The sequence below is a fragment of the Deinococcus grandis genome, from assembly GCF_001485435.1.
Classification (GTDB): domain Bacteria; phylum Deinococcota; class Deinococci; order Deinococcales; family Deinococcaceae; genus Deinococcus; species Deinococcus grandis.
Genome location: NZ_BCMS01000001.1, coordinates 1,187,556 through 1,210,655, shown reverse-complemented (window position 1 = coordinate 1,210,655; position 23,100 = coordinate 1,187,556). Strand labels below are relative to the sequence as shown.

Here is a 23,100-nt window from a genome sequence, read left to right as displayed (position 1 = left end):
GTTCAGTGTAGGGCGTTCCTGCGCGCGCGCCTGCGCCACCTGAGCGCATCTGGGATACTGCGCGGCATGAGCATGCAGCAGGTCATCATCAGGGAACTGGAGGTCCGCCCGGTCATCGACCCGGCGCAGGAGGTCGAGCGGCGCGTGGCGTTCCTGTGCGCGTACCTGCGGGCGTCGGGCACGCGGGGCTTCGTGCTGGGTATCAGCGGCGGGCAGGACAGCACCCTGGCGGGGCGGCTGTGCCAGCTGGCCGCCGAGCGCCTGCGCGCCGACGGCACCGAGGCGACGTTCGTGGCGGCGCGCCTGCCGTACGGGGTGCAGGCCGACGAGGCGGACGCGCAGCGCGCCCTGGCGTTCATCCGCCCCGACCGGAGCGTGACCGTGAACGTGAAGGGCGCCGTGGACGCCGCCTCGGGCGCCGCCGCCGCCGCGCTGGCAGAGGCTGGGGCGGGCGGCGAACTGCGGGACTTCGTGCGGGGGAACATCAAGGCCCGCGAACGGATGGTCGCGCAGTACGCGCTGGCCGGGCAGCTGAACCTTCTGGTGGTGGGCACCGATCACGCCGCCGAGGCGATCACGGGCTTCTTCACGAAGTACGGGGACGGCGGCGTGGACCTGACCCCCCTGACCGGCCTGAGCAAACGCCAGGGCGCGCAGCTCCTCGCGCACCTGGGAGCACCCGAGGAAACGTGGCGCAAGGTCCCCACCGCCGACCTGGAAGACGACCGCCCAGGCCTCCCGGACGAGGTCGCGCTGGGCCTGACGTACACCCAGATCGACGACTTCCTGGAAGGCCAGCCGGTCGCGCCGGAGGTGGCCGGGAAACTGGAGCGCCTGTACCGCGTCACCCGCCACAAGCGCGCCGTGCCGGTCACGCCCTTCGACGGGTGGTGGCAGGAGGCGTAGACGGACCGGAGGTCACGCGGGAACGTCCACCCCGCGTGACCTCCCAGGCGGCCGGACCTACCCGGCGCGGACGGTGCGCTGCTCGATGCGCTTCTCGGGCGTGGCGTTCAGCACGACGCGCTGCACGAAGATGCCGGGGGTGTCCACGTCGTCCGGGTCGATCTGACCGATCTCGACGATCTCCTCGACCTCCGCCACCGTCACCCGGCCGCAGGTGGCGGCCATCGGGTTGAAGTTGCGGGCGGTCTTGCGGTACACGAGGTTCCCGGCGCGGTCGGCCTTCCAGGCCTTCACGAGCGCCACGTCGGCCACGATGCCGCGTTCGAGGATGAACGTCTGACCGCCGAAGTCCTTGTGTTCCTTGCCCTCGGCGACGGTGGTGCCCACGCCGGTCTTGGTATAGAAGCCGGGGATGCCCGCGCCCCCGGCGCGCATGCGCTCGGCCAGGGTGCCCTGCGGCGTGAATTCCAGTTCGAGTTCCCCGGCAAGGTACTGGCGTTCGAATTCCTTGTTCTCGCCGACGTAGGAGCTGATCATCTTGCGGATCTGGCGGGTCTGGAGCAGCAGCCCCAGGCCCCAGCCGTCCACGCCCGCGTTGTTGCTGACGGCGGTCAGGCCAGTCGCGCCGCTGTCGCGCAGCGCGAGGATGAGCTGTTCGGGGATGCCGCACAGGCCGAAGCCGCCCACGGCGATGGTCTGGCCGTCGGCGACGATGTCGTGAAGCGCCGCGTGGGCGTCGGGGTACACCTTGTTCATGTTGGCTCCAGTGTAGAACGAACGGTCGTTAGGACGCGGGGAGGGTGTCCAGGAATCCCTCCAGCAGCGCGCGGAAGGCCGCCGGGTCCTCCTGCGGGAAGCCGTGCCCCCGCCCGGGCAGGACGGTGGCGGCCGTCCCCAGCGCCTCCGCCTGCACCCGCACGAGGTCGGGGGTGATCAGGGCGTCCAGTTCGCCGCCCAGGACCAGGGTCGGCAGTCCGGCCAGCCGCGCGGCCTCCACCTGCCACCCGGCGAGCGCGCGGGCGTTTCCGCTGTAGTGCGAGGCGACCATGTTCGCCCCGTCGGTCAGCAGGTCCGCGAAGTTCGCGGGGCGCCCGGAGGGGAACAGTGCGCCCAGGCTGGCCTCCAGCAGGGCGGGCGTGGTGCGCAGCAGCTCCAGCACCGGGTAGTGCTCCTCGGGCGTGACCAGCCCACCCAGGGGCGCACTCGCCGCCAGGACCAGACCCGCGAGGGCCTGCGGGTCACGCGCCGCGACCTCCAGCGCCACCGCGCCGCCCAGCGAGTGGCCCAGCAGTGCGGGCCGCGTGACGCCCTGCGCGCGCAGCCAGTCCTGCACCCAGTCCGCGTACGATCCAATCGAGACCTCGCCCGCGTGCGGCATGCCCGCGAAGCCCGGCAGGTCCGGCGCGAGGACCCGCCACCCGGCCGGCGGATCGGCCAGCAGGTCCACCCACCAGCGGGACGAGGCGAAATTGCCGTGCAGGGCCACCAGCGCATGGGTCACGCCCCCATCAGACATGACGCACCTCCGCCGCGTCCAGGACGGGCGGCATCGGCGCCGTGCCCAGCAGCTCCCGCAGGGCGTCCTCGAAGGCGGCGGTGTCGGCCAGTCCGCCCAGGTGCCCGCGCGGCGAGTCGAATTCCAGGTGGGTGTGCGCCACGCCCGCCGCCTGCGTCTGCGCGGCGAAATCACGCATCTCGGCGGCCGGGAAGAACTGGTCGCCGCGCACGTTCACGCTCAGCAGCCGCGTGCCCTGTTCGCGCCAGCGGCGGCACAAGTCGTCCAGCGGGGCCACCTCCAGCAGATCGTGCGTCTGCACGGCCCGGCCGATGTCCAGCACGTGCCGCAGGTCGGCGGTCGCGGTGCGGGTGCGCAGGTAGGCGTCCACGTCCGTGTCCCGGAACAGCAGGTCCACGCCGTCCGCGCCCAGCCCGAAGAAGGTGATCAGGCGCAGCGTCTCGTGCAGCGCCGCGTCCGGTTCGCCCTGCGCCGCCGCGTGCAGGAGCGGCCCGAACACGCCGCGCAGCACGGGTCCCGCGACCGGGCTGCTCACGACCGCCGCCACGCGCGGCGCCAGCGCCGGGGTGCGCGCCGCCCACTGCAGGGCCTGCATCCCGCCGAAGCTGGGACCGACCACCGCGTGCCAGCGGGGAGCGTGCAGGGCACGCAGCAGACCGCACTGCGCCGCGTGCAGGTCCGCCATCGTCCACGCCGGGAACCGCTCGCCCCAGGGGTGCCCGTCCGGGTGAATCGTGGCGGGGCCGGTCGTGACGACCTCCGGGTCGCGCACCTGCACGTTTCCGGGCGTGTTCAGGCACGCCACGTAGAACCGGTCGGTGTCCAGCGCGCGGCCCGGGCCGATCAGGGCGTCCCACCAGCCGGGCGTCCCGTCGGGCTGCTCGCCAGCGGCGCGCATGGTGCCGGTGTAGTGATGGCAGACCAGCACGGCGTTGTCCCGCGCGGCGTTCAGTTCACCCCAGGCCCGGCCGCCCAGGCGCAGCGGCACCGTCTGGCCCGCCACGGTCAGGTCACCTCTCAGTTCAAAGGCGCCAGGGGATTCTCCTGGCATCCACGTCCACGGACTGTCTCGCATCGCGGTTCAGGCTAGGCGCGGGGCGTCACGGGCCGGTTACACGCCCGGTCAGCGGCGGGTGTAACGCGCGTGTGACGGCCCGACCCTACACTGCGCAGCGAACATGAAAACACTCCTGATGACGGGCGTTCTGCTCGCGCTGTCTGGCGCGGGCGCAGTGAAGGTCGGCGTGCTGCTTCCCCTGAGCGGGGCGGGCAGCGTGTCCGGCCAGGCCGCAAAGAACGGGTACCAGCTGGCCCTCGACGAGATCAACCGGGCGGGCGGCGTGCTCGGCAAGCCCCTGGAACTGGAATTCGCCGATGACGGCAGCGCCCCCGCCAAGGCCGTGCCGGAATTCGTGAAGCTCGTGACGGTCGAGAAGGTGGACTTCATGGCGGGCGGCGTGAGCAGCGCCACCAGCATCGCCATCAGCGGGCCCGCCAAGCAGTACAACACCTTCATGGCCTGGATCGGCGCGGCCGCCGTGCCCGTCGAGGACGCCTTCGCGGACCACCCGTACTTCTTCCACTACCACCCCTGGTCGTACTACAACTTCGAGGCGATCATCGGGTACTTCAAGTACCTCAAGACGTACAAGAAAGCCAAGAACATCGCCATCGCGTACGAGGACGGCCCCTTCGGCAGCGCGGGCATCGACGCGACCGTGGACGCCTTCAAGAAGGCCGGGTTCAACGTCGTCATGACCGAGAAGTTCAAGACCGGCAGCGGCAACTTCGGCCCGCTGGTCAGCAAGGCCAAGGCCGCCAAGCCCGACATCCTGTACTGGGTCGGGTACGACACCGACGCCCTGCCCCTGGCGACCGAGATCAAGCAGCAGAACCTGCAGCTGGGCCTGCTGTACGGCACGCCCCCCAGCTGGCCCGTGGGCTTCGAGAAGAACAAACTGGCCGACAACGTGGCGGGCCTGAGCCTGTGGCTGTCCACCAGCCCCAACAAGGACAGCCGCACCTTCGTCGCCGCGTACAGGAAGAAGTACGGCACGGTCACCGACGAGTACTTCGCGCCGCTGGCGTACGTGAACCTCAAGACCCTGGCCGCCGCGATCAACCGCGCGGGCACGACCGACAAGGCCAAGGTCGCCGCCGAGATGGCCAGGACGAACGTGTCCACGCCGTTCGGGCAGCTGACCTTCAGCCCCAGTCTGAAAACCAAGTACCAGGGCTTCAAGGCCGGGAACTGGCTGCACTTCCAGTACCTCGGGGACGCGCGCGTGCCGGTCTTCCCGATCAAGTTCGCGCAGAAGCCCATGGTGTACGGCAAGTAACGAGGTCACTCGCCCGGACGTCCGGGTTCTGAGCGGGGGTCGTCCTGTGTCGCCTTGGACGACTCCCGACCTGTTGGAGGAACGAGATGGACTTATTTGTGCAGACGCTGGTCAACGGCCTGCTCCAGAGTGGCCTGTACGCGCTCGTCGCGTCGGGGCTGGCGCTGGCGGTGGGCGTGGTCGGCATCGTGAATTTCGCGCACGGGGAATACCTGATGATCGGGGCATTCCTGGCGTGGGCGGGCAGCGCCTTCCTGGGCGTGGATCCGCTGCTGAGCCTGCCGGTGATCGCCGTCGCCGTGTTCGCCATCGGGGCGCTGACGTACCGCGTGAGCATCCGGCACGTGCTGCTCGCGCCGGAACTGAACCAGATGCTGCTGACCTTCGGGCTGGGCATCCTGCTGCAGAACCTCGCACTGATGCTGCTGGGCGGCAACACCCGCACGGTCACCACGCCGTACCAGGCGAGCAGCCTGCAACTGGGTGACCTGAGCGTGGGCGGCCCGAAGGCACTGGCGTTCGGACTGGCGGCGCTGCTGCTGGGCGCGCTGTACGTGGTGCTGTACCGCACGACGCTGGGCCGCCAGATGCGGGCCGTGGCGCAGAACCGCCGGGGCGCGCAGCTGATCGGCATCGACGTGGACCGCGTGTACCTGATCGCGTTCGGCGTGAGCTGCGCCCTGGCGGCGGTGGCGGGCGTGCTCGTCAGCGTGCTGCTGTTCGCGTCCCCGACCGTGGGGCTGGTGTTCGCGCTGAAGGCCTTCGCAATCATCGTGATGGCGGGCCTGGGGAACCTGACGGGCGTGCTATGGGCGTCGGTGCTGCTGGGGGTCAGCGAGGCGCTGGTGCAGACGTACGTGCCGGGCGGCGGCGGCTGGAGTGACGCGGTGTTCTTCCTGATGATCTTCGGGACGCTGGTGCTGCGCTCCTTCCGGGGTGCGCGATGAGTGCCCGTCAGGCCGAGGCGGGCGCACCCGTGCGCGGGGCGCCGCGCCGTGAGATCACGCCGGGCGCGGTCCTGCCGCTGCTGGGGTTCCTGCTGCTGGCGGCGCTGTTCCCCTTCCTGCCGCTGGGCAGTCGCGCGGAGTTCCTGCTGCAGATCGCGTTCTTCACGCTGGTGGCGGGCATCATGGCGCTGTCGTGGGACATCCTGGCGCGCAGCGGGCAGGTGAGCCTCGCGCATGCGGCGTTCTACGGGCTGGGCGCGTACGGGTACGCGCTGCTGCTGAAAGCGGGGCTGCCCTGGCTGCTGGCCATGCCGGTCGCGGCGCTGCTGGCAGGCAGCGTGAGCCTGATCCTGGGCGCGGTCACCATGCGCCTGAGCGGCATGTACTTCGCGATCGCCACGCTGGCCTTCACGGAGGTGGTCCGCACGATCATCCAGAACCTCCCCGAGAGCGTCGCGGGCGGCGCGACCGGCCTGCTCGTGCCCGCGCTGCTGGGCGGGAACAGCCGCGCGCAGTACTTCCTCGCGTGGGGCCTGCTGGCGTTCACGGTGCTCGTCAGTCTGGCGGTGCGCCTGACGCGGCTGCACTTCGCGTTCGCCGCGATCCGGCAGGGCGAGGAAACAGCGCGGGTGCTGGGCGTGAGCATCGTGCGCTTCAAGCTGCTGGCGTTCTTCATCAGCTCGTCGCTGGCCGCGCTGGCGGGCGTGCTGTACGCCGGGAAGACGTTCTTCATCAACCCGCTGGAGACCTTCAGCCTCGCGAACTCCATCGCGCCGCTGACCACCTCGATCTTCGGGGGGCTGTACACGACGCTGGGGCCCGTGCTGGGCGCGACCGTGCTGCGCGTCGCCGAGGAACTGCTGCACAACAGCGTGAAGAACGGGTACCTCGTCGTGTACGGGCTGGTGCTGATGCTGAGCATCCTGTGGCTCCCACGCGGCCTGATGGGCCTGCGCCGCAACAAGAAACATGGAGGTGACCTGTGACTGCCACTGCAACCGGGGGCACACTCTCCCCCGCCCCGCAGGGCGTGGAGGTGCTGCGCGCCGAGGGCCTCTCGAAGCGCTTCGGGGGTCTGAAGGCCGTGCAGGACGTGTCGTTCACGCACAAGCAGGGTGAGATCCTGGCGGTGATCGGGCCGAACGGGGCGGGCAAGACGACGCTGCTGAACCTGCTGTCCGGCGTGTACCGCCCGTCGGCGGGACGGCTGCACCTGATGGGCCACGACGTGACCGATCAGCCGATGGAGGCCCGCTGTCACGCCGGGCTGGGCCGCGCGTTCCAGATCGTGCGGCCCTTCCCGGAGATGACCGTGCACGAGAACGTCACGGTGGGCGCGCTGTTCGGCAAGCCCGGTCAGCGCCTGCCGGAGGCGCGCGAGCGGGCCTGGGCGCTGCTGGAACGCACCGGGATGACCGCGCACGCCGACAAGGCCGCGCATGAACTGACGCTGCTGCAGGACAAGCGGCTGGAGGTGGCGCGCGCCCTGGCGACGAACCCCAGCGTGCTGCTGCTGGACGAGGTGATGGCGGGCCTGCGTCCCGGCGAGGCGCAGGAGGCCGTGGCGCTCGTGCGCGGCGTGCGCGAGAGCGGCGTGAGCGTGCTGTTCATCGAGCACATCATGCCGGTCGTGCGGGATCTGGCCGACCGGGTGGTCGTGATGGATCAGGGGCAGGTGCTCGCGCAGGGCACCTACCGCGAGGTGACGGCCGACCCGCGCGTGGTCAGCGCGTACCTGGGCACGGAAGAAGGACTGCAAGCATGACCGACACACTGAATCGGACGTCCCCTACAGCGAATGACGTGGGGCAGGAACTGAGGATCGAGGGGCTGGCCGCCGGGTACGGGAAGGTGCAGGTGCTGTGGGACGTCTCGCTGCACGCCGCGCCGGGCGAGTTCGTGGCGGTGATCGGCGCGAACGGGGCGGGCAAGACGACCACGCTGCGCGCCGTGAGTGGCGTCGTGAAGCCCAGCGCGGGCCGCATCACGCTGGGTGGCGTGGACATCACGCGGGCCGAACCGAGCCGCGTGGTGGCGCTGGGCCTGGGGCACGTCCCGGAGGGCCGCGAGCTGTTCCCGCACATGACGGTGCGTGAGAACCTGGAGCTGGGCGCGGCCATGAGTGCCGCCGCCCGCGCGCGCGCCGCCGAGACGCTGGGCGAGGTGTACGCACTGTTCCCCCGCCTTCAGGAACGCGCGGGGCAGCTGGCGGGCACGCTGTCGGGCGGGGAGCAGCAGATGGTCGCGGTGGGCCGCGCGCTGATGGCCCGCCCCAGCGTGCTGGTCGTGGACGAACCCAGCCTGGGCCTGTCGCCGCTGATGACACAGACGGTGTTCGAGGCGCTGAAGGCCGTGAACGCGCAGGGCGTGACGGTCGTGCTCGTCGAGCAGAACGTGAACCTCAGCCTGAAGCTGGCGCACCGGGCGTACGTGCTGGAGAACGGGCAGGTCGTGGGGGAGGGCACGGGCGCGGCGCTGCTGGCCGACCCGGCGGTGCGTGAGGCGTATCTGGCGCTGTGAGCTGGCCCACTGGCGGGGAGGGTCGGGGCGAGGCAGGCTCCGCCCCTCCCCTGCCCCTTGTGGGGTTTCTGTCGCGCCAGGACGGCACTTCGCGCTAGATTGCCGGGCGTGACCCTTCCCTGGCGGGACCTGACGTCCGTGCGGCGCACGCGGCTGCCGGCGGTGCGCGGCGCGGTGGCGCGCGAGCGGCTGCTCGCGGCGCTGGACGCCCGCGTGCTGCTCGTGACCGCACCTGCCGGGTACGGCAAGACGACGGCGCTGGCGGGCGCGGCCACGGGTCGGCCCGGCCCGGTCGCGTGGCTGACGCTGGATGGCGACGACGCCGATCCGCTGGTGCTGGCGGCCAGCCTGTCGCTGGCGGTGCAGGCGCTGCCGGGGGGCGCGCGGCCCGGGGACGCGCTGGGCGCGGGGGCGTCGCCGCGCCGGGTGGCGGGACTGGTGGCGGACGTGCTCGACGACTGCGGAGCGCTGCTGGTGCTGGACGAGGCGCAGAGCCTGTCCGGGACGCCAGGGGCGGACCTGCTCGCCGAACTGCTCGCGCCCGGCGAGGGCCGCGTGGCGCTGCTGTCGCGCACGGCGCTGGACCTGCCGGACCTGACGCGGCTGGAGGTGTCGGGGGACGGGGCGCGCCTGTCGGCGGCGGAACTGGCGTTCACCCCAGCCGAGATCGCGGCGCTGTTCGCGGCGCAGGGCCTGACGCTGTCGGGCGCGGAGGTCCGCACGGCACACGCGGTGACCGAGGGCTGGCCGATCGCGGCGCGCTTCCTGGCGCAGGCGGCGGCGCAGGGCCGCGTGACTCTGGGGGACCTGGCGGACCTGGAAGGCGGGGACGCGCCGCTGGGGACGCTGTTCACGTACCTCGCGCAGGAGGTGCTGGGACCGCTCGATCCGGCGCTGCGGGACCTCCTGACGCGCAGCAGTGTGTTCGAGGAGCTGATCCCGGCGCTGCTGGAGGACGCGCTGAACGAGCCGCGCTCGCGGACGCTGCTGGAGACGCTGGCGGGCAGCGGGACGTTCCTGACCCGGGCGGGCGAGGACACGTACCGGGCGCATCCGCTGCTGCGCGCGCACCTGCGGGGCCTGCTGCCGCCGGAGGAGGCGCGGGCGGTGGCGGCGCGCGGCGCGGCGTTCTTCGAGCGGACGGGGCGGCTGCGGCGGGCGCTGGCGGCGCACCTGCTGGCCGGGAACGCGGCGCGCGCAGCGACGCTGCTGGCCGGGCGGGGTGGGGTGTGGCTGGCGCAGGGGCGGGTGACGCTGGTGGACCGCAGCCTGTCGCGCCTGCCGCGCGCGGTGTGGACTCCGGCGCTGCACGCCCTGGCCGGGGACGCCCTGCGGCTGGCGAGCCGATACGACGAGGCCCGCGCCGAGTACGCCCTCGCGGAACCGCTGGAGCGCGCGCTGGGCGAGGTCCGGCTGGCGCTGGATACCGTGCAGCCCGAGCAGGCCTGGGGACCGCTGGACATGGCAGCCGCGCTGATCGGCGAGGACCGGCAGGCCGAACTGCGTCGCCTGCGGGCCGAGAACCTGCTGAACGCCGGACAGCTGGCGGAGGCCGTGGCGCTGGAACCCGAGCTGCGCGGCGGGGCGCGTTACGCGCTGCGCTCCGGGGATCTGGACGCCGCGCTGGCGCGCGCGCAGGCGCTGGCGGACGGCGAGACGGGCGGCGCGCGGGCCGCGCAGAACCACCGCGAGGGCCTGCTGCTGGCGAGTTTCATTCACGCGGCGCGCGGCGAGGTGCACGACGCCGGGGCGTGTGCCCGCCGGGGCCTGAGCGAGGGCGAGCGGCTGGAGAGCCCGTTCGTGCAGTCGCTGGCGCTGGCGCGGCTGGGGCACGCGCAGCAGGCGGCGGGGGACTTCGCGGCGGCCCGCGAGAGTTACGACGCGGCGCTGCGGCAGGCGCAGCCGGTCACGGGTCGCCTGCGGGTCGAGCCGCTGATGGGCCTCGCGGCGCTGGCGGGCCGGGCGGGGGACGGGGCGCGCGCGCAGGCCCTGACCGCCGAGGCACGTGGGCAGACCGGCGGGGACAGCTACATGGCGGGGCTGCTGATCCTGACGTCCGCGCTGGGACTGGCGCAGGGCCCGCAGGCGGCGCAGGCCGTCCCGGGATTGCAGGAGGCCGCCGCGCTGTTCGGGGCGTGCGGGGACGCCTTCGGGCAGGCGGCGGCGGCGCTGGCGCTGTTCGCGCTGGACGCCGGGCCAGCCGAGGGGGCCGCGCAGGCTGCCACGGCGTACCCGTTCCTGCTGGGCCGCCCGTCCCTGTTCGCCCCGGCCGCCACCCGCGCGGGCCGCGCGGCGCTGCTGGCCCACCTGGGCGACGCGCAGCCCGGCGCGCGCGGCCCGCTGACCGGCGCGGCCCGCCTACTGGGGTACCCGGCGGTGCCGGACCCGGCCGACACGCCGGGCTTCGAGGTGCGCGTGCAGGTGCTGGGCCGCGTGGCCGTCACCCGCGAGGACGGCCGGGTGCGCGAGTGGGGCCGCGCGAAGGCCCGGGACCTGCTGGCCCTGCTGGCCGTCCACCCGGCGGGCCTGCCGCGCGAGGCCGCGCAGGAGGCGCTGTTCCCCGACGCCGACCCGGGCGTGGGCGAACGGAATTTCCGCGTGACCCTGCACGCCCTGGGGCAGGTGCTGGAGGAGGGCGCGCGCAGCGGCGTGTTCGTGGAACGCGGCGACTGGCTGCGCCTGCGCCCCGGCGCGGATCTGCACGTCGATCTGGCCGCCGCCTGGGCGCAGCTGGGGCAGGCGGCAGGCACCCCGGGCCGCCTGGACGCCCTGCTGGCGTTGCCCCCCGCGCTGGCGGACGTGGATCTGGAGGACGTGGCCCGCGAGGCCGAGCGGTACGCGGCGGCGCTCCCCGAAGCCCTTGCGGCGGAAGCCGACGTGGCGCTGGCGCTGGCCCGCCCGGACCGGGCCGCACTGGCCGCTGCGCGCGCCCTGAGCCTCGACCCGGCGCACGAACCGGCGGCGCGGGCCCTGATGCGCGCGCAGCACGCGCTGGGGCGCGGCGCGGCGGCCGGGCGGGTGCACGCGGCCCTGTCGGCGGCGCTGGCGGACCTGGGCCTGAAGCCCCTGCCGGAGACGCAGGCGCTGTGGCAGGCGCTGTCCGGCGCGCGGGCCTGACGCGAACTCTGTCGGGCGTAACCGCCACGTGACGCCTGCGGCCTACACTCCGCGCATGACGCAGGACACGCACAAGCAGGGCATGGAAGGCAGGGCCGCGCTCGTCACGGGCGGCACGAGTGGCATCGGGCTGGCGATCGCGCAGCGGCTCGCGCAGGATGGATTGCGGGTGGCGGTGCTGGATCTGGACCGCCCGCAGGCGCGCGAGGTGGCTCAGGCGCACGGCCTCACGTTCGTCGGGGCGGACCTGTCGCGCCGGGCGGACTGCCGCCGCGCGGTGGACGAGACGGTGGCGGCGCTGGATGGCCTGGACGTGCTGGTGAACAACGCGGGCTTCCAGCACATCGATCCGATCGCGGAGTTCCCGGAGGACACCTGGGACGCGATGCTGCACGTGATGCTCACCGCGCCGTTCCTGCTGAGCCGGTACGCGTGGCCGCACCTGACCCGCTCCGGGCAGGGGCGGATCGTGAACGTGGCGAGCATCCACGGGCACGTGGCCAGCCCCTTCAAGAGTGCGTACGTCAGCGCGAAGCACGGCCTGATCGGCCTGACCCGCACGGCGGCGCTGGAGGCCGGGGAGCAGGGTCTGACCGTGAACGCCATCTGCCCGGGGTACGTGCGCACGCCGCTGGTCGAGGGTCAGATTGCCGATCAGGCCCGTACGCGCGGCCTGACCGAGCAGGAGGTCGAGCAGAAGGTCATGCTGGAACCCGCCGCGATCAAGCGCCTCCTGAACCCGGAGGACGTGGCGGCGCTGGCGAGTTACGTGGTCAGTCCGACGGCGTGGGGCATGACGGGCGCGGTGCTGGACCTGGACCTGGGCTGGACCGCCCGGTAAGCGTGGGGGGCGGGGCGCCCGTTCAGGCTCTCCGAACCGTCCAGCCAAAGCGAATGGAGGACGGTTCCATCAACCATCCTCCATCACCCATCGACCTTTAGCGGGGTTGGCTGCTGAGGACCATCACGTACGCGGTGCCGCGGGCGCCCTGCACGACGGCGGCGCCGACGTGGGTGTAGCGGCGTTCGTTCATCCAGAAGCAGTGCACGGGGCTTTGCAGCCACCAGCGGATCGCGCTTTCCGGGTTCTGGCTGCCGCCCATGAAGACGATCTCGGTGACGCTGACGGCGTTCACGCCGGTGCTGGCGGCGCGCACGCGGGGGGTGCTGCCGCCAGCGCCGGTGTGGGTGATACGACCGGTGGCGCTCATGTATCCGGCCTGCTGGCGGGCGGCGGCGGCCAGGGCGGGCGTGAAGGTCATGCTGCCCGCGACGGGCCGCTGGCCGCTGCCGGGGCAGGTGACGCCCTGGGCACGCACCTGGTTCAGGCGCGCGACGAGTTGCCCCTCTGCGGAGGACTGGGCCGTGGCGGGAAGTCCCAGGGCCACGAGGGCCGCCAGGGCTCCCAGCGTGCGCTGGGCGGTCTGCATGAGCATCGTGAACCGATCTTAACCTGAATGGCAGATGAAGGAGATGGGAAAATCGGCATCGGCTCTCATGCGACTGAGCAGTGGTCGGGAAGTTGGTCGAAGAGTTCAAGGGTCGAAGGGTCTAAGAGCAAGTGCCTTAGACCCTTCGACCCTCAGACACTTGACCCGTTACTCCAGCAGGCCGCTGCGGCGCAGCAGGGCGTCCGCGTCGGGGTCGCGGCCCATGAACTCGCGGTACAGCTCGGCGGGGTCGGCGCTGTTGCCGCGGCTCAGGACGCTGTCCACGAAGGCGCGGCCCGTGTCGCGGTTGAAGATGCCTTCCTGCGCGAAACGGCTGAACGCGTCGGCGTCGAGCACCTCGGCCCACTTGTAGCTGTAGTAGCCGGCGCCGTAGCCGACGGGGCTGCTGAACAGGTGGTTGAACGCGGCGATCATCGCGTAGTGCTCGGGCAGCGGGGTGGGGTTGAAGGTGGCCATCAGGTCGCGGGCGTACGTGACGTGGTCCGCGTCGCCTTCGGGGTCGAATTCGACGTGCAGGCTCAGGTCGGTCAGGCCGAAGGAGTACTGGCGCATGGCGGCGTTCGCGGCGCGGTAGTTGCGCGCGGCGATCATGCGGCCAAACAGGTCCTCGGGGATGGTCTCGCCGGTCTGGTAGTGGCGGGCGAACAGGTCGAGCGCGCCGCGTTCCATGACCCAGTTCTCCATGATCTGGCTGGGCAGTTCCACGAAGTCCCACGGGACGCTGGTGCCGCTCAGGCTGCGGACCTCCACGCGGCTCAGGGCGTGGTGCAGCAGGTGCCCGAACTCGTGGAAGACGGTCTCGACTTCACGGATGGACAGCAGGGCGGGGGTGTCGCCGTCGGGGGGGGTCATGTTGCCGCACATCAGGCCCAGGTGCGGCTCGACGCCGTGCTCGCGGGGGCCGCCGGTGATGAAGGCGTTCATCCACGCCCCGGCGCGTTTGCTGTCGCGGGGGAACCAGTCGGTGTAGAAGCTCGCGACGTGCGTGCCGGCCTCGTCGTGGATGGTGTAGTAGCGCACCTCGGGGTGCCAACCGGGCGCCTCACTCTGGGCGACGGTGATACCGAACACGTGGCGGGTGATCTCGAACAGGCCCGCCAGGACGCCGTTCATGGGGAAGTAGGGGCGCAGGGCTTCCTCGTCGAAGTCGTACTTGGCCTGCCGCTGCTTCTCGGCCCAGTACGAGACGTCCCACGCTTCCAGTTCGGGGGCTTCGGCACCGACCTGCTCGCGGTGGAAGGCGCGCAGTTCGTCGTTCTCGCGTTCGAAGGCGGGGCGGGTGCGGGCGTCCAGGTCGCGTTCGAAGGCCAGGGCTCGGGTGCCGCTGCCCGCCATGCGGTCCTGCAGCACGTAGTCGGCGAAGTCCCTGAAGCCCAGGAGCTGGGCCTTCTCGCGGCGGAGCCCAAGGATCTCGCGGATCAGGGGGCGGTTGTCGCGGCCCTCCTGCTGGCCCACGCGGCTGTTCGCGAGCCACAGGTCGCGGCGCAGCTCGCGGTCGTCGGCGTACGTCAGGACGGGCACGAGGACCGGGGCGTGCAGGGTCAGACGGTGGCCGTCCTTGCCCTTGCTTTCCGCGTCGCGGCGGGTGGCGTCCTGCACGCGCTGCGGCACGCCCGCCAGTCGCCCCTCGGGCACGTACAGCTCGAAGGCGGCCGTCTCATCCAGGACGTTCTTGCTGAACTGGCTGGTCACCTCGGCGAGGCGGGTGTTCAGGGCCAGCAGGCGCGCCTGCTCCTCGCCCTGCAGGTCGGCGCCCTCGCGGCGGAACTCGTCGATGGTGAGCTTCAGGTGCCGGGCGCGCACCGGGTCCAGCGCGGCGGCCTCGGGCGTCTCGGCGAAGGCCTTCAGCGCCGCCCACAGGCCGGGGTGCAGGCTGAGCTTGGTGTAGAACTCGCTGGTCTTGGGCAGGATCGCCATCTTCGCGGCGTGCCACTCGGGGCTGCTGTTCACGCTGTCGAGGTGGTGCACGATGGTGTTCACCGTGTCGAGCTGCTCGGTCAGGGTGTCCAGGTCCGCCATGAAGTGGGCGAAGCCGCGCTCGCCGCTGCGGGCGAGGTCCTCGAGTTTCGCCTGCGTCTGCGCCAGGAGGGTGTCCACGGCGGCCTCGGCGTGCTCGGGGCGGATCTGGTCGAAGGGGATGCGGAAGCCGACGTTCAGCAGCGGGTTGCTGACGCCGGTCGCCTCGGGCTGGGTTGCAGTCATCACCCCGGAGTATAGAGAGGGGCGCTGAGGGCACCGTAAGCCATTTGACGTGCCCGGCCCGGATGGGCGCGTGCTGTAATCACGCATGGACGCGATCCTCCCCCACCTGCACGCCATCGCGGACGCCGATCTGGCCGCGCTGCGCACCCTGGCCCACCCGGACAGCCCCGTCAGCGTGGACGACCTGACCCGGCAGGCGGCCATCCGCCGCCCGGGCGAGCACCACACCCAGCAGGCCGTCTTCGAACGCGGCGAGGCAAGGGGCGCCGTGACGACGGGCGTGCCGCGCATGGACGCGCACGACGGCTGGCTGGACCTGACCCTCACCCTCCACCCGCAGGAGGCCGGGGGGCCGCTGGCGGACGAGCTGCTGGGCGCCGGGCTGGGCATGCTGCGTGCGGCGGGCGCGACCACCGCCGTGACCCGCGTGCGTGAGGACTGGTGGGAGCACGACTTCCTGCGGGCGCGCGGCTGGCAGGAGGCGGACCGCATGTGGCTCAGCACCCTCGACCTGCGCAGCCTGGACTTCGGCGCGTTCGCCGCCGACGAGGCCCGCGCCCGCGCGAGCGGCGTGCGGATCGTCCCGCTGAGCGACCTGGGCGGCTGGGACGCGCATCAGCGCGAACATTACGACCTGATCCACGCGCTGCTGACCGACGTGCCCAGCGCCCGCCCCGTGCAGGTCTGGCCGTTCGAGGTGTGGCTGGAGCGGATGCCCACCCTGCTGCCCGACACGAGCGGCATCATGATCGCCCTCGCACCGGACGGCACATGGGTGGGCACCAGTCAGCTGTCGCAACCCATCGCGACGCGCCCAGGCTTCGTCCACAACGGCCTGACCGGCGTCCGGTCGGGGTGGCGCGGGCACAGCCTGGGCCTCGCGCTGAAACTCGCCGCCGCCCGCGCCGCCCTGGCGCGGGGCTTCACGCACTCCCGCACCGGCAACCACGTCACCAACCGCCCCATGCTCGCCATCAACGAACGCATGGGCTTCGTGCGCGAGGCAGCGACGGTCACGCTGACGGTTGGGGTGTAGGTCGTGGGCTGTGGGTTGTGGGAAAGTCCTGCCTACTTCCTACAACCCACGACCCACAGCCTGATTCGTGAGCAGCATCGCGTCGCCCAGCGAGTAGAAGCGGTAGTCGCCGTTCAGGGCGGCGTCGTACGCGGCGCGGATGCGGTCCTCTCCGGCGAACGCGGCGACGAGCAGGAGGAGGGTACTGCCCGGCAGGTGCAGGTTCGTGATGAGCAGGTCCGGCACGTTGACCGGACGGCCGGGCGTGATGAAGATCTGCGTGTCGCCCTCGCCGGGCTGGACCTGCGTGCCGTCCCAGGCGCTTTCCAGCGTGCGGACGGTGGTCGTCCCAACGGCGATGATGCGGCGGCCTTCGGCGCGGGCGGCGTTGATGGCCTGCGCGGTGTCGGGGGTGACGTGCCAGCGTTCGGCGTGCATGACGTGGTCGGCGACGCTGCCGCTGATGGGCCGGAACGTTCCGGCGCCGACGTGCAGGGTGACGTGCGCGGTCTGCACGCCCAGTCCGGCCAGCCGGGCCAGCAGGTCGGGCGTGAAGTGCAGTCCGGCGGTGGGCGCGGCGACGCTGCCGGGTTCGCGGGCGTACACGGTCTGGTAGCGGTCGCGCCACGTCTCGTCACTGTCGCCCGCGTCGATGTACGGCGGGAGGGGCAGGCGGCCGATGTCGTCCAGGTGCGGCAGGATGTCGTGGTCGAAGCGCAGCAGGCGCGCGCCGTCCTCCAGTTCCCCGACGATCTGGGCGCGGTGCCCGCCCTCGTGCTCCAGGCCGCCCAGCCACAGCTCAAACCCGGCGCGGCGGGCGGGTTTCAGGTACGCGCTCCAGACGTGTCGGCCCAGTTCGGGGCGCTCCTCGGCGCGCAGCAGCATGACCTCCACGCTGCCGCCACCGTGCCCGTGGGCGTCCACGGGTTTGCGGGCCATGACGCGCGCGGGGATGACCTTGCTCTGGTTGAACACCAGCAGGTCACCCGCGCGCAGCTCGTCTGGCAGGTCGCGGAACACGCGGTGCTCGATCGCTTCGCCCACGATCATCAACCGTGAGGCGTCACGGGGTTCCGCACCCGTCTGCGCGACGCGGTCCTCGGGCAGATGGAAGTTCAGGCGGTGCAGGACGGCGTCCGCCCCGGCGTGCGGCGTGGCGTCGGTCACGGGGCTTACTCCTCGGTCTTGGGCGTGGCGGCGCGGGTCTGGCGGGCGGGCATCAGGCCGCCGTCGATGTCGGGCAGGTGCGTGAAGCGGTCAGCGGCGTCCACGAGTTTCTGCGCGGTGTGCTCCCGGAACGCGATGACCTCCACGCGCTTGCCGCGCTCCTGCAGCACCTCCACGATGTCGGTGAAGTCCCCGTCGCCGCTGCCGAGCACCACGATGTCGAGGTGGTCCATCAGGCGGACCATGTCAGCCACGATGCCCATGTCCCAGTTGCCCTCGTAGATGGCCTTGCCGCCGTCGGTGACGTGGTGCAGCGTGAGGTTCATGCGCCGCACCTTGAAGCCCAGCGTGGACAGCTTGTAGATGAACGGGCGAGCGGTGGCCTCGTTCTCGCGTTCCACGGTGTAGCTGATGGCGTGCACGAGTTCGCGGTCCTCGGTGGCGGTCTTCAGGATCGTCTCGAAGTTCACGGTGCGTTCCATCAGGTCGCGGGCCGAGTGGTAGAGGTTCTGCGTGTCGATGAACACCCCGACGCGGGGGCGGTGCACTACGTATTGCATGTGGATTCTCCTGTTGTGGTCGAAGCTGGGTGGGAAAAGGCGGAAGGGGAAAGGAACGAAAGGGAGGCAAAAGCTGGCCCGGCGGGCGCAGCGCTGGCAGTGTAACACCCCCCGCCCCGTCCTCCGCTTCCCGGTGTCCCGTCAGGGGTAGACACGTCCCTGCCCTGCCCGGCTGGGGGCGGGTACGCTGGGCGCATGACGAGTGACGTGCAGAGTGAGGCCCTGGCGCAGGCGCGCGCAGCGTACGACGCGGTGAAGGCGAAGGGCTTGAAGCTGAACATGCAGCGCGGCCAGCCCGCCGACGCGGACTTCGACCTGAGTAACGGCCTGCTGACCGCGCTGGGTGAAACGGACACGCACATGGACGGCCTGGACCTGCGCAACTACCCCGGGGGCGTGGCGGGCCTGCCGTCCGCGCGGGCGATGTTCGGCGCGTACCTGGACCTGAAACCCGAGAACGTGATCGTGTGGAACAACGCCAGCCTGGAACTCCAGGGCTACGTCCTGACGTTCGCGCTGCTGCACGGCCCGCGTGGCTGGCAGCCCTGGGCGGGGCAGAACCCGAAGATGATCGTCACGACGCCCGGGTACGACCGGCACTTCCTGCTGCTGCAGACGCTGGGCTTCGAGCTGCTGACCGTGGACATGCAGCCCGACGGCCCGGACGTCGAGGCCATCGAGCGACTGGCCGCGGCGGACGCGAGCGTGAAGGGCGTGCTGTTCGTCCCCACGTACTCGAACCCCGGCGGGGAGACGATCAGCGCCGGGAAGGCCCGCCGACTGGCCGGGGTGAAGGCGGCCGCGCCGGACTTCACGATCTTCGCGGACGACGCGTACCGCGCCCACCACCTCTCCCCCGACCCGGCGGGGCAGGACACGCCGGTGAACCTCGTGACGCTGTCGCGCGACGCCGGGTACCCGGACCGGACGTTCGTGTTCGCCAGCACCAGCAAGATCACCTTCGCGGGCGCCGGGCTGGGCTTCGTGGGCAGCAGCGAGGACAACGTCAGGTGGCTGTCGAAGTTCCTGAACGCGCAGAGCATCGGCCCGAACAAGGTCGAGCAGGCCCGCCACGTGAAGTTCCTCCAGGCGTACCCCGGCGGGCTGGAGGGCCTGATGAAGGATCACGCGGCGCTGATCGCCCCGAAGTTCCGCGCGGTGGACGAGGTGCTGCGCGCGGAACTGGGGGACGGCGGCGAGTTCGCCAGCTGGGGCAGTCCGCGCGGCGGGTACTTCATCAGCCTGGACACGACCGCGCCGGTCGCGTCGCGCGTGGTGCAGCTGGCGGACGAGGCCGGTGTGAGCCTCACCCCGGCGGGCGCCACGTACCCGGGCGGGCGGGACCCGCATGACCGCAACATCCGCCTCGCGCCGACCCGCCCGCCGGTCGAGGAGGTCTACGAGGCGATGCGCGCCGTGGCGACCTGCGTGCGGCTGGCCACCGAGGAGTACCGCGCGCAGCAGGGCTGACGCCCCCCGGCCCCGGGGCGTCACCTGCTGACGCGACTGACCGGACGATCAGCTTGACTTCATGAGGCTGCCCCCCGACCATGAGGGTAATGCCGAACCGTTACGCTGGTTCACCCGACGACCGCGCCGCGCTGGACGCCTACGTGAAGTTATGGCGCGCCGCGCACGCGGTCGAGGTGAACGCCAACCGTCATCTCTCCGACCACAACCTCACCATCAGTCAGTTCGGCGTGCTCGAAGCCCTGTATCACCTGGGGTCCCTCAGCCAGCGGCAGCTGGCCGACAAGATCCTGCGCTCCAGCGGGAACCTGACCATGGTCATCGACAACCTCGAACGCGACGGGCTGGTGCGCCGCGACCGCGACGAACTGGACCGCCGGATCATGCGGGTGTCCCTGACCGACGCGGGCCGTGACCTGATCGGGCGGGTGCTGCCCCGGCACGTGCAGGGCATCCGGGAGGTGTTCAGCGCCATGAGTCCGGAGGAACTGGCGCAGCTCAGCGCGCTGACGCGCAAGCTGGGTCTGGCCGTGAACGAGGCGCCCGCGGCCGACCCCGCCGACCGGCGCTCCCGGCGTGCCCGCCCGGGCAGCCGGTAACGGGCGCACCCGGGTCAGCTGACCTGGGTGCGGCGCAGGTCAGCGAGGTGCACGTCGTTGCGGCCCTGCTCCTTGACGCGGTACATGGCCAGGTCGGCGCGCTGCACCACGTCGGTGGGGTCCTCGCCCGCGCTGGCGGTGGCCACGCCGAAGCACGCGGTGACGCCGTTCACGGTGCCGTAGCGGTGGTGGCGCAGGTCGGCGCGCAGCCGGTCCAGCATGGGCCGCAGGTGCTTGTCGCGCTGCTCGGGGAGGATCAGCAGGAATTCCTCGCCGCCCCAGCGGGCCGCGAGACTCCCCTCGGGCAGGTGACGGCGGGTGATCTCGGCGACGCCGCGGAGCACGAGGTCGCCCATGGCGTGACCGTGCATGTCGTTCACGCGTTTGAAGTGATCGATGTCGAACAGGATCAGGGTGTACGTGTCGTCCGTGCGGGTCAGGACGGACAGGCGTTCCTCCGCCGCGCGGCGGTTGGCGAGACCGGTCAGCGGGTCGGTGAGCGCGGCGGCCCGCGCGGCCTGGAACTGGCTGCGCTGCACGCCCAGCGTGGCCTGCATGAGGGTCAGCACGGCGCCCATCAGCAGGAACTGCGCGCACGGGCCGATCAGGTGGGCGCGCATGGGGGCGGTCATCAGGGCCAGGTTCGCGGCGCACACCAGCGTGGCGATCAGCAGGATCACCACGGCGGCGCGGGCGGCCTGTTTCGGTTCGTACACCAGGAACGCGGACACGTAGACCACCGCGAACCAGTAGGTGTTCTCCATGAGTGCCTGCGACTGCCCGGTCAGGACCGAGAACTGGTGGTTCAGGGCCAGCAGCACGTACGACGCGGTCCCCAGGAACGTCACCTGCACGGCGGTCCCGACGGAGATCATGCCGTTCGTGAGCAGGAGTTGCAGGGCGAGCAGCACGACGACCAGGGTGGGCAGCGCCCAGACGTCCAGTGGGTCGAACTGCGGGTACTGCGAGCCGAGTGCGGCGGCGCAGGCCAGCGCGCTCAGCACGACGAGCCCGGTGAACATGCGCCGCTGGTTGAGCAGCCACGGGAACGTTTCGGTGGTGGATGCGGGTTTCTGCAAGGGTCAACCCCGGAATCAGGACAGGCAGGCGGATCAGGCAGTCAGGCTGGGACGCTTCGGGTGGGCTGCGTTGCGGTCGCGTCTGCCCAGTCTACCCCGAGCGGCTCACGGGACGCACACACTCGGGGGCGCGGGCGGCCTTCACGGGACAGGGGGGGTCAGCCGCGCAGTTCGTGATGTACGCGGCAGCGGGCCTCGTAGCTCTCCTCGGCGCCCACCAGGACGACCGGATCGTCGAAGCGGGCGGGATGACCGCCGATCAGGCGTTGCGAGCGGGTGGCGGGCGCGCCGCACACCGTGCAGATCGCCGTGAGTTTCTCGACGCTCTCGGCACGGGCCAGGAGTTCCGGCATGAACCCGAACGGCTCGGCGCGGAAGTCCTGATCCAGTCCGGCGAGGATCACGCGCACGCCCGCATCGGCCAGTTCCAGCGCGAGCGGGATGATCGCGGCGTCCAGGAACTGCACCTCGTCGATGCCGACCACGTCGGGCAGCGTGTCCCCCTGGGCGTGCAGCAGGGTGCCCTCGCCGCTCAGGTGCGCGCGGATGTCGGCGGCGTCCCGCACGGCCACGGCGTTCACGGTCCGCCCGGCGTGACTGGCGACGGCCGTGTCGTGGTAGCGGTCGTCCAGGGCGGGTTTGAACACGGAGACCCGCTGCCGGGCGATCACGGCGCGGGTCACGCGGCGGATGAGTTCCTCGCTCTTGCCGCTGAACATCGGGCCGACGATGACTTCCAGGTGACCGCCATGGTAGGGGGACTTCAGCACGCCCGCGAGTATCGCAGATCGCGTGAGGACGTGAAGGCCCGCAGCGGGCCACACGAAGAACCGCCCCGGCCGGTGGCGGCGGGGGCGGTTGCAGGCGCGGGGCGCTTACTTCTTCTTGTTGCGGTAGCTGTCGCCGAAGCGCTTGTTGAACTTGTCGACGCGGCCTTCGGTGTCCACGAAGCGCTCTTCGCCGGTCCAGAAGGGGTGCACGCCACTCCAGACGTCCACGTGGATTTCGGGCTTGGTGCTCAGGGTTTCCATCACGACTTTACCCTGGTAGATGATCTTGGTGGGAACGACTTTGGGGTGGATGTCTTTCTTCATGGGTGCCTCCTCCGCCACGTCTGCGCCCCGGTCTCCGGTGCATGTGCGTAGCGGGCAACCCTGACAGTGTACCACGCCCAGCCCCTTCAGGGTGAGGCGCCCCCAGTCCCGGTCACGCCACCGCGTGGGCCAGGACGGCGGGTAGGTGCTCGGTGGCGGTCCACCCGCGCTCCCAGCCGGGCCAGGAGTGACCCAGGCGCAGGTCCGGCAGGAGTTCGGGCGGGGTGCTCAGGCCACGTGCGCCCACGAGGGCGCCGACCACGCACGCGACCGTGTCGCTGTCGTCACCGCCCAGCACGGCGGGCTCCACGCACGCCCACCAGTCCGCGCGGCGGGCGTGGGCGACGGCGGCCTCCAGTGTGTCCAGCACGTACCCGCTCTGCGAGGTGACCGTGCCGTCCAGGCCCGAGCGGACGCGGGCGCGGACCTGCGCGCGGGCCTCACGCTCGCGGCCCCGGAAGGCGCGGTGGGCGTCCTGGGTGTGCAGGCCCAGCACCCCGGCGTCCACGAGGGCGTCCCGCGCGTCCAGGCCGTCCATGACGGCCAGGGCCGCCTGCGCCGCCGCCGCGTACGCCTGACCGGCGGCCAGGGCCTCCATGAACGCCGTCAGGAACACCGAGGCGTACACGCAGCGCGGATCGGCGTGCGTCAGGGCCGTCAGCACCGCCGCCTCGCGCGCCAGGGCCGCGCCCCGGTGCCCGAGCAGCCACGCGGCCGCCACGCGCATCAGCCCGCCGTTCCCGGCGCCGTCGAAGCCGCCGCGTTCCCAGGCCAGGGCGCCCCCGTCGAGCCGCTCCGGCTGCGTGAAGGTCAGTCTCAGGGCCTGCCGGGTCAGGCCGCCCACGTCGGGCGGCGCGGCGGCCAGCCACTCCCGGAACGCCGCGAGGACACCCGCGTGGCCCTCGCGCCGCGCCGCGCCGAGCAGGGTAGCGACGACCATCTGGCTGTCGTCGGTGGCCTCGCCGGGCGCGAAACCGAACACGCTGCCCGGCTGGTACGCGCGGAAGGCGGCGCCGTAGCGCGCGTGGATCACGTCGGGGGACTTGAATTCCGTGGCGGCGCCCAGCGCGTCCGCCGCGCACAGGGACAGCAGCACGTCCAGAGGTTCAGGCATGTGA

General features: G+C 71.9%; 22 protein-coding genes. 11 read left to right on the top strand and 11 right to left on the bottom strand.

Annotation, left to right across the window (positions count from 1 at the left end; translation table 11 throughout):
• The first annotated feature begins 66 nt into the window (after positions 1-66).
• On the top strand, positions 67-906 hold the full coding sequence (gene nadE, locus DEIGR_RS06060; protein ID WP_058976142.1) for an ammonia-dependent NAD(+) synthetase: 840 nt from the start codon (positions 67-69) through the stop codon (positions 904-906).
• 57 nt (positions 907-963) lie between these two features.
• On the opposite strand, the gene DEIGR_RS06055 is transcribed toward nadE, so the two are convergent.
• The 3 genes from DEIGR_RS06055 to DEIGR_RS06045 are packed head-to-tail and all read right to left on the bottom strand — an operon-like array spanning position 964 to position 3,497.
• Positions 964-1,662: a CoA transferase subunit A gene (locus DEIGR_RS06055; protein WP_058976140.1), complete on the bottom strand. Its 699-nt coding sequence runs from the start codon at positions 1,660-1,662 to the stop codon at positions 964-966.
• A 28-nt stretch (positions 1,663-1,690) separates the two neighbouring features.
• Positions 1,691-2,407: an alpha/beta fold hydrolase gene (locus DEIGR_RS06050; protein ID WP_058976139.1), complete on the bottom strand. Its 717-nt coding sequence runs from the start codon at positions 2,405-2,407 to the stop codon at positions 1,691-1,693.
• 7 nt (positions 2,408-2,414) lie between these two features.
• Positions 2,415-3,497 carry an alpha/beta fold hydrolase gene (locus DEIGR_RS06045; RefSeq protein ID WP_058976137.1) on the bottom strand — a complete coding sequence of 361 codons (1,083 nt, stop codon included), beginning with the start codon at positions 3,495-3,497 and terminating at the stop codon, positions 2,415-2,417.
• A 103-nt stretch (positions 3,498-3,600) separates the two neighbouring features.
• Here DEIGR_RS06045 and DEIGR_RS06040 point away from each other — a divergent pair, with 103 nt between their 5' ends.
• The 7 genes from DEIGR_RS06040 (at position 3,601) to DEIGR_RS06010 (ending at position 12,186) form a co-directional block, all read left to right on the top strand.
• Positions 3,601-4,761 (top strand): ABC transporter substrate-binding protein, encoded by a 1,161-nt coding sequence (locus DEIGR_RS06040; protein WP_058976135.1) that lies wholly within the window; start codon positions 3,601-3,603, stop codon positions 4,759-4,761.
• 86 nt (positions 4,762-4,847) lie between these two features.
• Positions 4,848-5,708, top strand: coding sequence for a branched-chain amino acid ABC transporter permease (locus DEIGR_RS06035; protein WP_058976133.1), 861 nt, complete (start codon positions 4,848-4,850; stop codon positions 5,706-5,708).
• The gene (locus DEIGR_RS06030; RefSeq protein ID WP_083523943.1) at positions 5,705-6,694 is read left to right on the top strand and encodes a branched-chain amino acid ABC transporter permease; all 990 of its coding nucleotides are present in this window, start codon (positions 5,705-5,707) and stop codon (positions 6,692-6,694) included. The genes DEIGR_RS06035 and DEIGR_RS06030 overlap by 4 nt, the downstream gene beginning before the upstream one ends.
• Positions 6,691-7,473 carry an ABC transporter ATP-binding protein gene (locus DEIGR_RS06025; protein WP_236704672.1) on the top strand — a complete coding sequence of 261 codons (783 nt, stop codon included), beginning with the start codon at positions 6,691-6,693 and terminating at the stop codon, positions 7,471-7,473. Before DEIGR_RS06030 ends, DEIGR_RS06025 begins: the two co-directional genes overlap by 4 nt.
• Positions 7,470-8,228: an ABC transporter ATP-binding protein gene (locus tag DEIGR_RS06020; protein ID WP_058976131.1), complete on the top strand. Its 759-nt coding sequence runs from the start codon at positions 7,470-7,472 to the stop codon at positions 8,226-8,228. Before DEIGR_RS06025 ends, DEIGR_RS06020 begins: the two co-directional genes overlap by 4 nt.
• Before the next feature lie 108 nt (positions 8,229-8,336).
• A complete protein-coding gene (locus DEIGR_RS06015) occupies positions 8,337-11,345 on the top strand; it encodes a BTAD domain-containing putative transcriptional regulator (protein WP_083523942.1) in 3,009 nt (1,002 codons plus the stop codon).
• A 55-nt stretch (positions 11,346-11,400) separates the two neighbouring features.
• Positions 11,401-12,186, top strand: coding sequence for a 3-hydroxybutyrate dehydrogenase (locus tag DEIGR_RS06010; protein ID WP_058976130.1), 786 nt, complete (start codon positions 11,401-11,403; stop codon positions 12,184-12,186).
• 97 nt (positions 12,187-12,283) lie between these two features.
• On the opposite strand, the gene DEIGR_RS06005 is transcribed toward DEIGR_RS06010, so the two are convergent.
• Together DEIGR_RS06005 and DEIGR_RS06000 are read right to left on the bottom strand one after the other, a co-directional pair.
• Positions 12,284-12,775: a CAP domain-containing protein gene (locus tag DEIGR_RS06005; protein ID WP_058978562.1), complete on the bottom strand. Its 492-nt coding sequence runs from the start codon at positions 12,773-12,775 to the stop codon at positions 12,284-12,286.
• 168 nt (positions 12,776-12,943) lie between these two features.
• The gene (locus tag DEIGR_RS06000; protein WP_058976128.1) at positions 12,944-14,998 is read right to left on the bottom strand and encodes a M3 family metallopeptidase; all 2,055 of its coding nucleotides are present in this window, start codon (positions 14,996-14,998) and stop codon (positions 12,944-12,946) included.
• Between the two features lie 85 nt (positions 14,999-15,083).
• Between DEIGR_RS06000 and DEIGR_RS05995 the strand changes: the two genes are divergently transcribed.
• Entirely contained in the window at positions 15,084-16,034 is a 951-nt protein-coding gene (locus DEIGR_RS05995; protein WP_058976126.1) for a hypothetical protein, read from the top strand.
• A 39-nt stretch (positions 16,035-16,073) separates the two neighbouring features.
• On the opposite strand, the gene queA is transcribed toward DEIGR_RS05995, so the two are convergent.
• Entirely contained in the window at positions 16,074-17,180 is a 1,107-nt protein-coding gene (gene queA, locus DEIGR_RS05990; protein ID WP_058976124.1) for a tRNA preQ1(34) S-adenosylmethionine ribosyltransferase-isomerase QueA, read from the bottom strand.
• A 5-nt stretch (positions 17,181-17,185) separates the two neighbouring features.
• Entirely contained in the window at positions 17,186-17,740 is a 555-nt protein-coding gene (locus tag DEIGR_RS05985) for a LabA-like NYN domain-containing protein (protein WP_058976122.1), read from the bottom strand.
• Between the two features lie 195 nt (positions 17,741-17,935).
• Between DEIGR_RS05985 and DEIGR_RS05980 the strand changes: the two genes are divergently transcribed.
• Together DEIGR_RS05980 and DEIGR_RS05975 are read left to right on the top strand one after the other, a co-directional pair.
• Positions 17,936-19,210 (top strand): PLP-dependent aminotransferase family protein, encoded by a 1,275-nt coding sequence (locus DEIGR_RS05980; protein ID WP_058976120.1) that lies wholly within the window; start codon positions 17,936-17,938, stop codon positions 19,208-19,210.
• An 89-nt stretch (positions 19,211-19,299) separates the two neighbouring features.
• Complete coding sequence (locus DEIGR_RS05975; RefSeq protein ID WP_058976118.1) at positions 19,300-19,809, top strand: MarR family winged helix-turn-helix transcriptional regulator; 510 nt, start codon at positions 19,300-19,302, stop codon at positions 19,807-19,809.
• Between the two features lie 14 nt (positions 19,810-19,823).
• Here DEIGR_RS05975 and DEIGR_RS05970 read toward each other — a convergent pair whose 3' ends face one another.
• The 4 genes from DEIGR_RS05970 to DEIGR_RS05955 all read right to left on the bottom strand — a co-directional run bounded on the left by DEIGR_RS05970 (position 19,824) and on the right by DEIGR_RS05955 (position 23,096).
• Positions 19,824-20,888, bottom strand: coding sequence for a GGDEF domain-containing protein (locus DEIGR_RS05970; RefSeq protein WP_058976117.1), 1,065 nt, complete (start codon positions 20,886-20,888; stop codon positions 19,824-19,826).
• Positions 20,889-21,046: 158 nt separating this feature from the next.
• The gene (locus tag DEIGR_RS05965; protein WP_058976115.1) at positions 21,047-21,658 is read right to left on the bottom strand and encodes a thymidine kinase; all 612 of its coding nucleotides are present in this window, start codon (positions 21,656-21,658) and stop codon (positions 21,047-21,049) included.
• Between the two features lie 105 nt (positions 21,659-21,763).
• Positions 21,764-21,982: a 50S ribosomal protein L31 gene (gene rpmE / locus DEIGR_RS05960; RefSeq protein WP_046844910.1), complete on the bottom strand. Its 219-nt coding sequence runs from the start codon at positions 21,980-21,982 to the stop codon at positions 21,764-21,766.
• A gap of 112 nt (positions 21,983-22,094) precedes the next feature.
• On the bottom strand, positions 22,095-23,096 hold the full coding sequence (locus DEIGR_RS05955) for an ADP-ribosylglycohydrolase family protein (RefSeq protein ID WP_058976113.1): 1,002 nt from the start codon (positions 23,094-23,096) through the stop codon (positions 22,095-22,097).
• Positions 23,097-23,100 lie beyond the last annotated feature (4 nt).

Coding starts and splice junctions, on each gene's coding strand:
- DEIGR_RS06035 (WP_058976133.1), top strand. CDS start 4,848: ATGGACTTATTTGTGCAGACGCTGGTCAACGGCCTGCTCCAGAGTGGC.
- DEIGR_RS05985 (WP_058976122.1), bottom strand. CDS start 17,740: ATGCAATACGTAGTGCACCGCCCCCGCGTCGGGGTGTTCATCGACACG.
- DEIGR_RS06020 (WP_058976131.1), top strand. CDS start 7,470: ATGACCGACACACTGAATCGGACGTCCCCTACAGCGAATGACGTGGGG.
- DEIGR_RS06010 (WP_058976130.1), top strand. CDS start 11,401: ATGACGCAGGACACGCACAAGCAGGGCATGGAAGGCAGGGCCGCGCTC.
- DEIGR_RS06055 (WP_058976140.1), bottom strand. CDS start 1,662: ATGAACAAGGTGTACCCCGACGCCCACGCGGCGCTTCACGACATCGTC.
- DEIGR_RS06040 (WP_058976135.1), top strand. CDS start 3,601: ATGAAAACACTCCTGATGACGGGCGTTCTGCTCGCGCTGTCTGGCGCG.
- DEIGR_RS05975 (WP_058976118.1), top strand. CDS start 19,300: ATGCCGAACCGTTACGCTGGTTCACCCGACGACCGCGCCGCGCTGGAC.
- rpmE (WP_046844910.1), bottom strand. CDS start 21,982: ATGAAGAAAGACATCCACCCCAAAGTCGTTCCCACCAAGATCATCTAC.
- DEIGR_RS06030 (WP_083523943.1), top strand. CDS start 5,705: ATGAGTGCCCGTCAGGCCGAGGCGGGCGCACCCGTGCGCGGGGCGCCG.
- nadE (WP_058976142.1), top strand. CDS start 67: ATGAGCATGCAGCAGGTCATCATCAGGGAACTGGAGGTCCGCCCGGTC.
- DEIGR_RS06045 (WP_058976137.1), bottom strand. CDS start 3,497: ATGCGAGACAGTCCGTGGACGTGGATGCCAGGAGAATCCCCTGGCGCC.
- DEIGR_RS05955 (WP_058976113.1), bottom strand. CDS start 23,096: ATGCCTGAACCTCTGGACGTGCTGCTGTCCCTGTGCGCGGCGGACGCG.
- DEIGR_RS06005 (WP_058978562.1), bottom strand. CDS start 12,775: ATGCAGACCGCCCAGCGCACGCTGGGAGCCCTGGCGGCCCTCGTGGCC.
- DEIGR_RS05980 (WP_058976120.1), top strand. CDS start 17,936: ATGACGAGTGACGTGCAGAGTGAGGCCCTGGCGCAGGCGCGCGCAGCG.
- DEIGR_RS05995 (WP_058976126.1), top strand. CDS start 15,084: ATGGACGCGATCCTCCCCCACCTGCACGCCATCGCGGACGCCGATCTG.
- DEIGR_RS06000 (WP_058976128.1), bottom strand. CDS start 14,998: ATGACTGCAACCCAGCCCGAGGCGACCGGCGTCAGCAACCCGCTGCTG.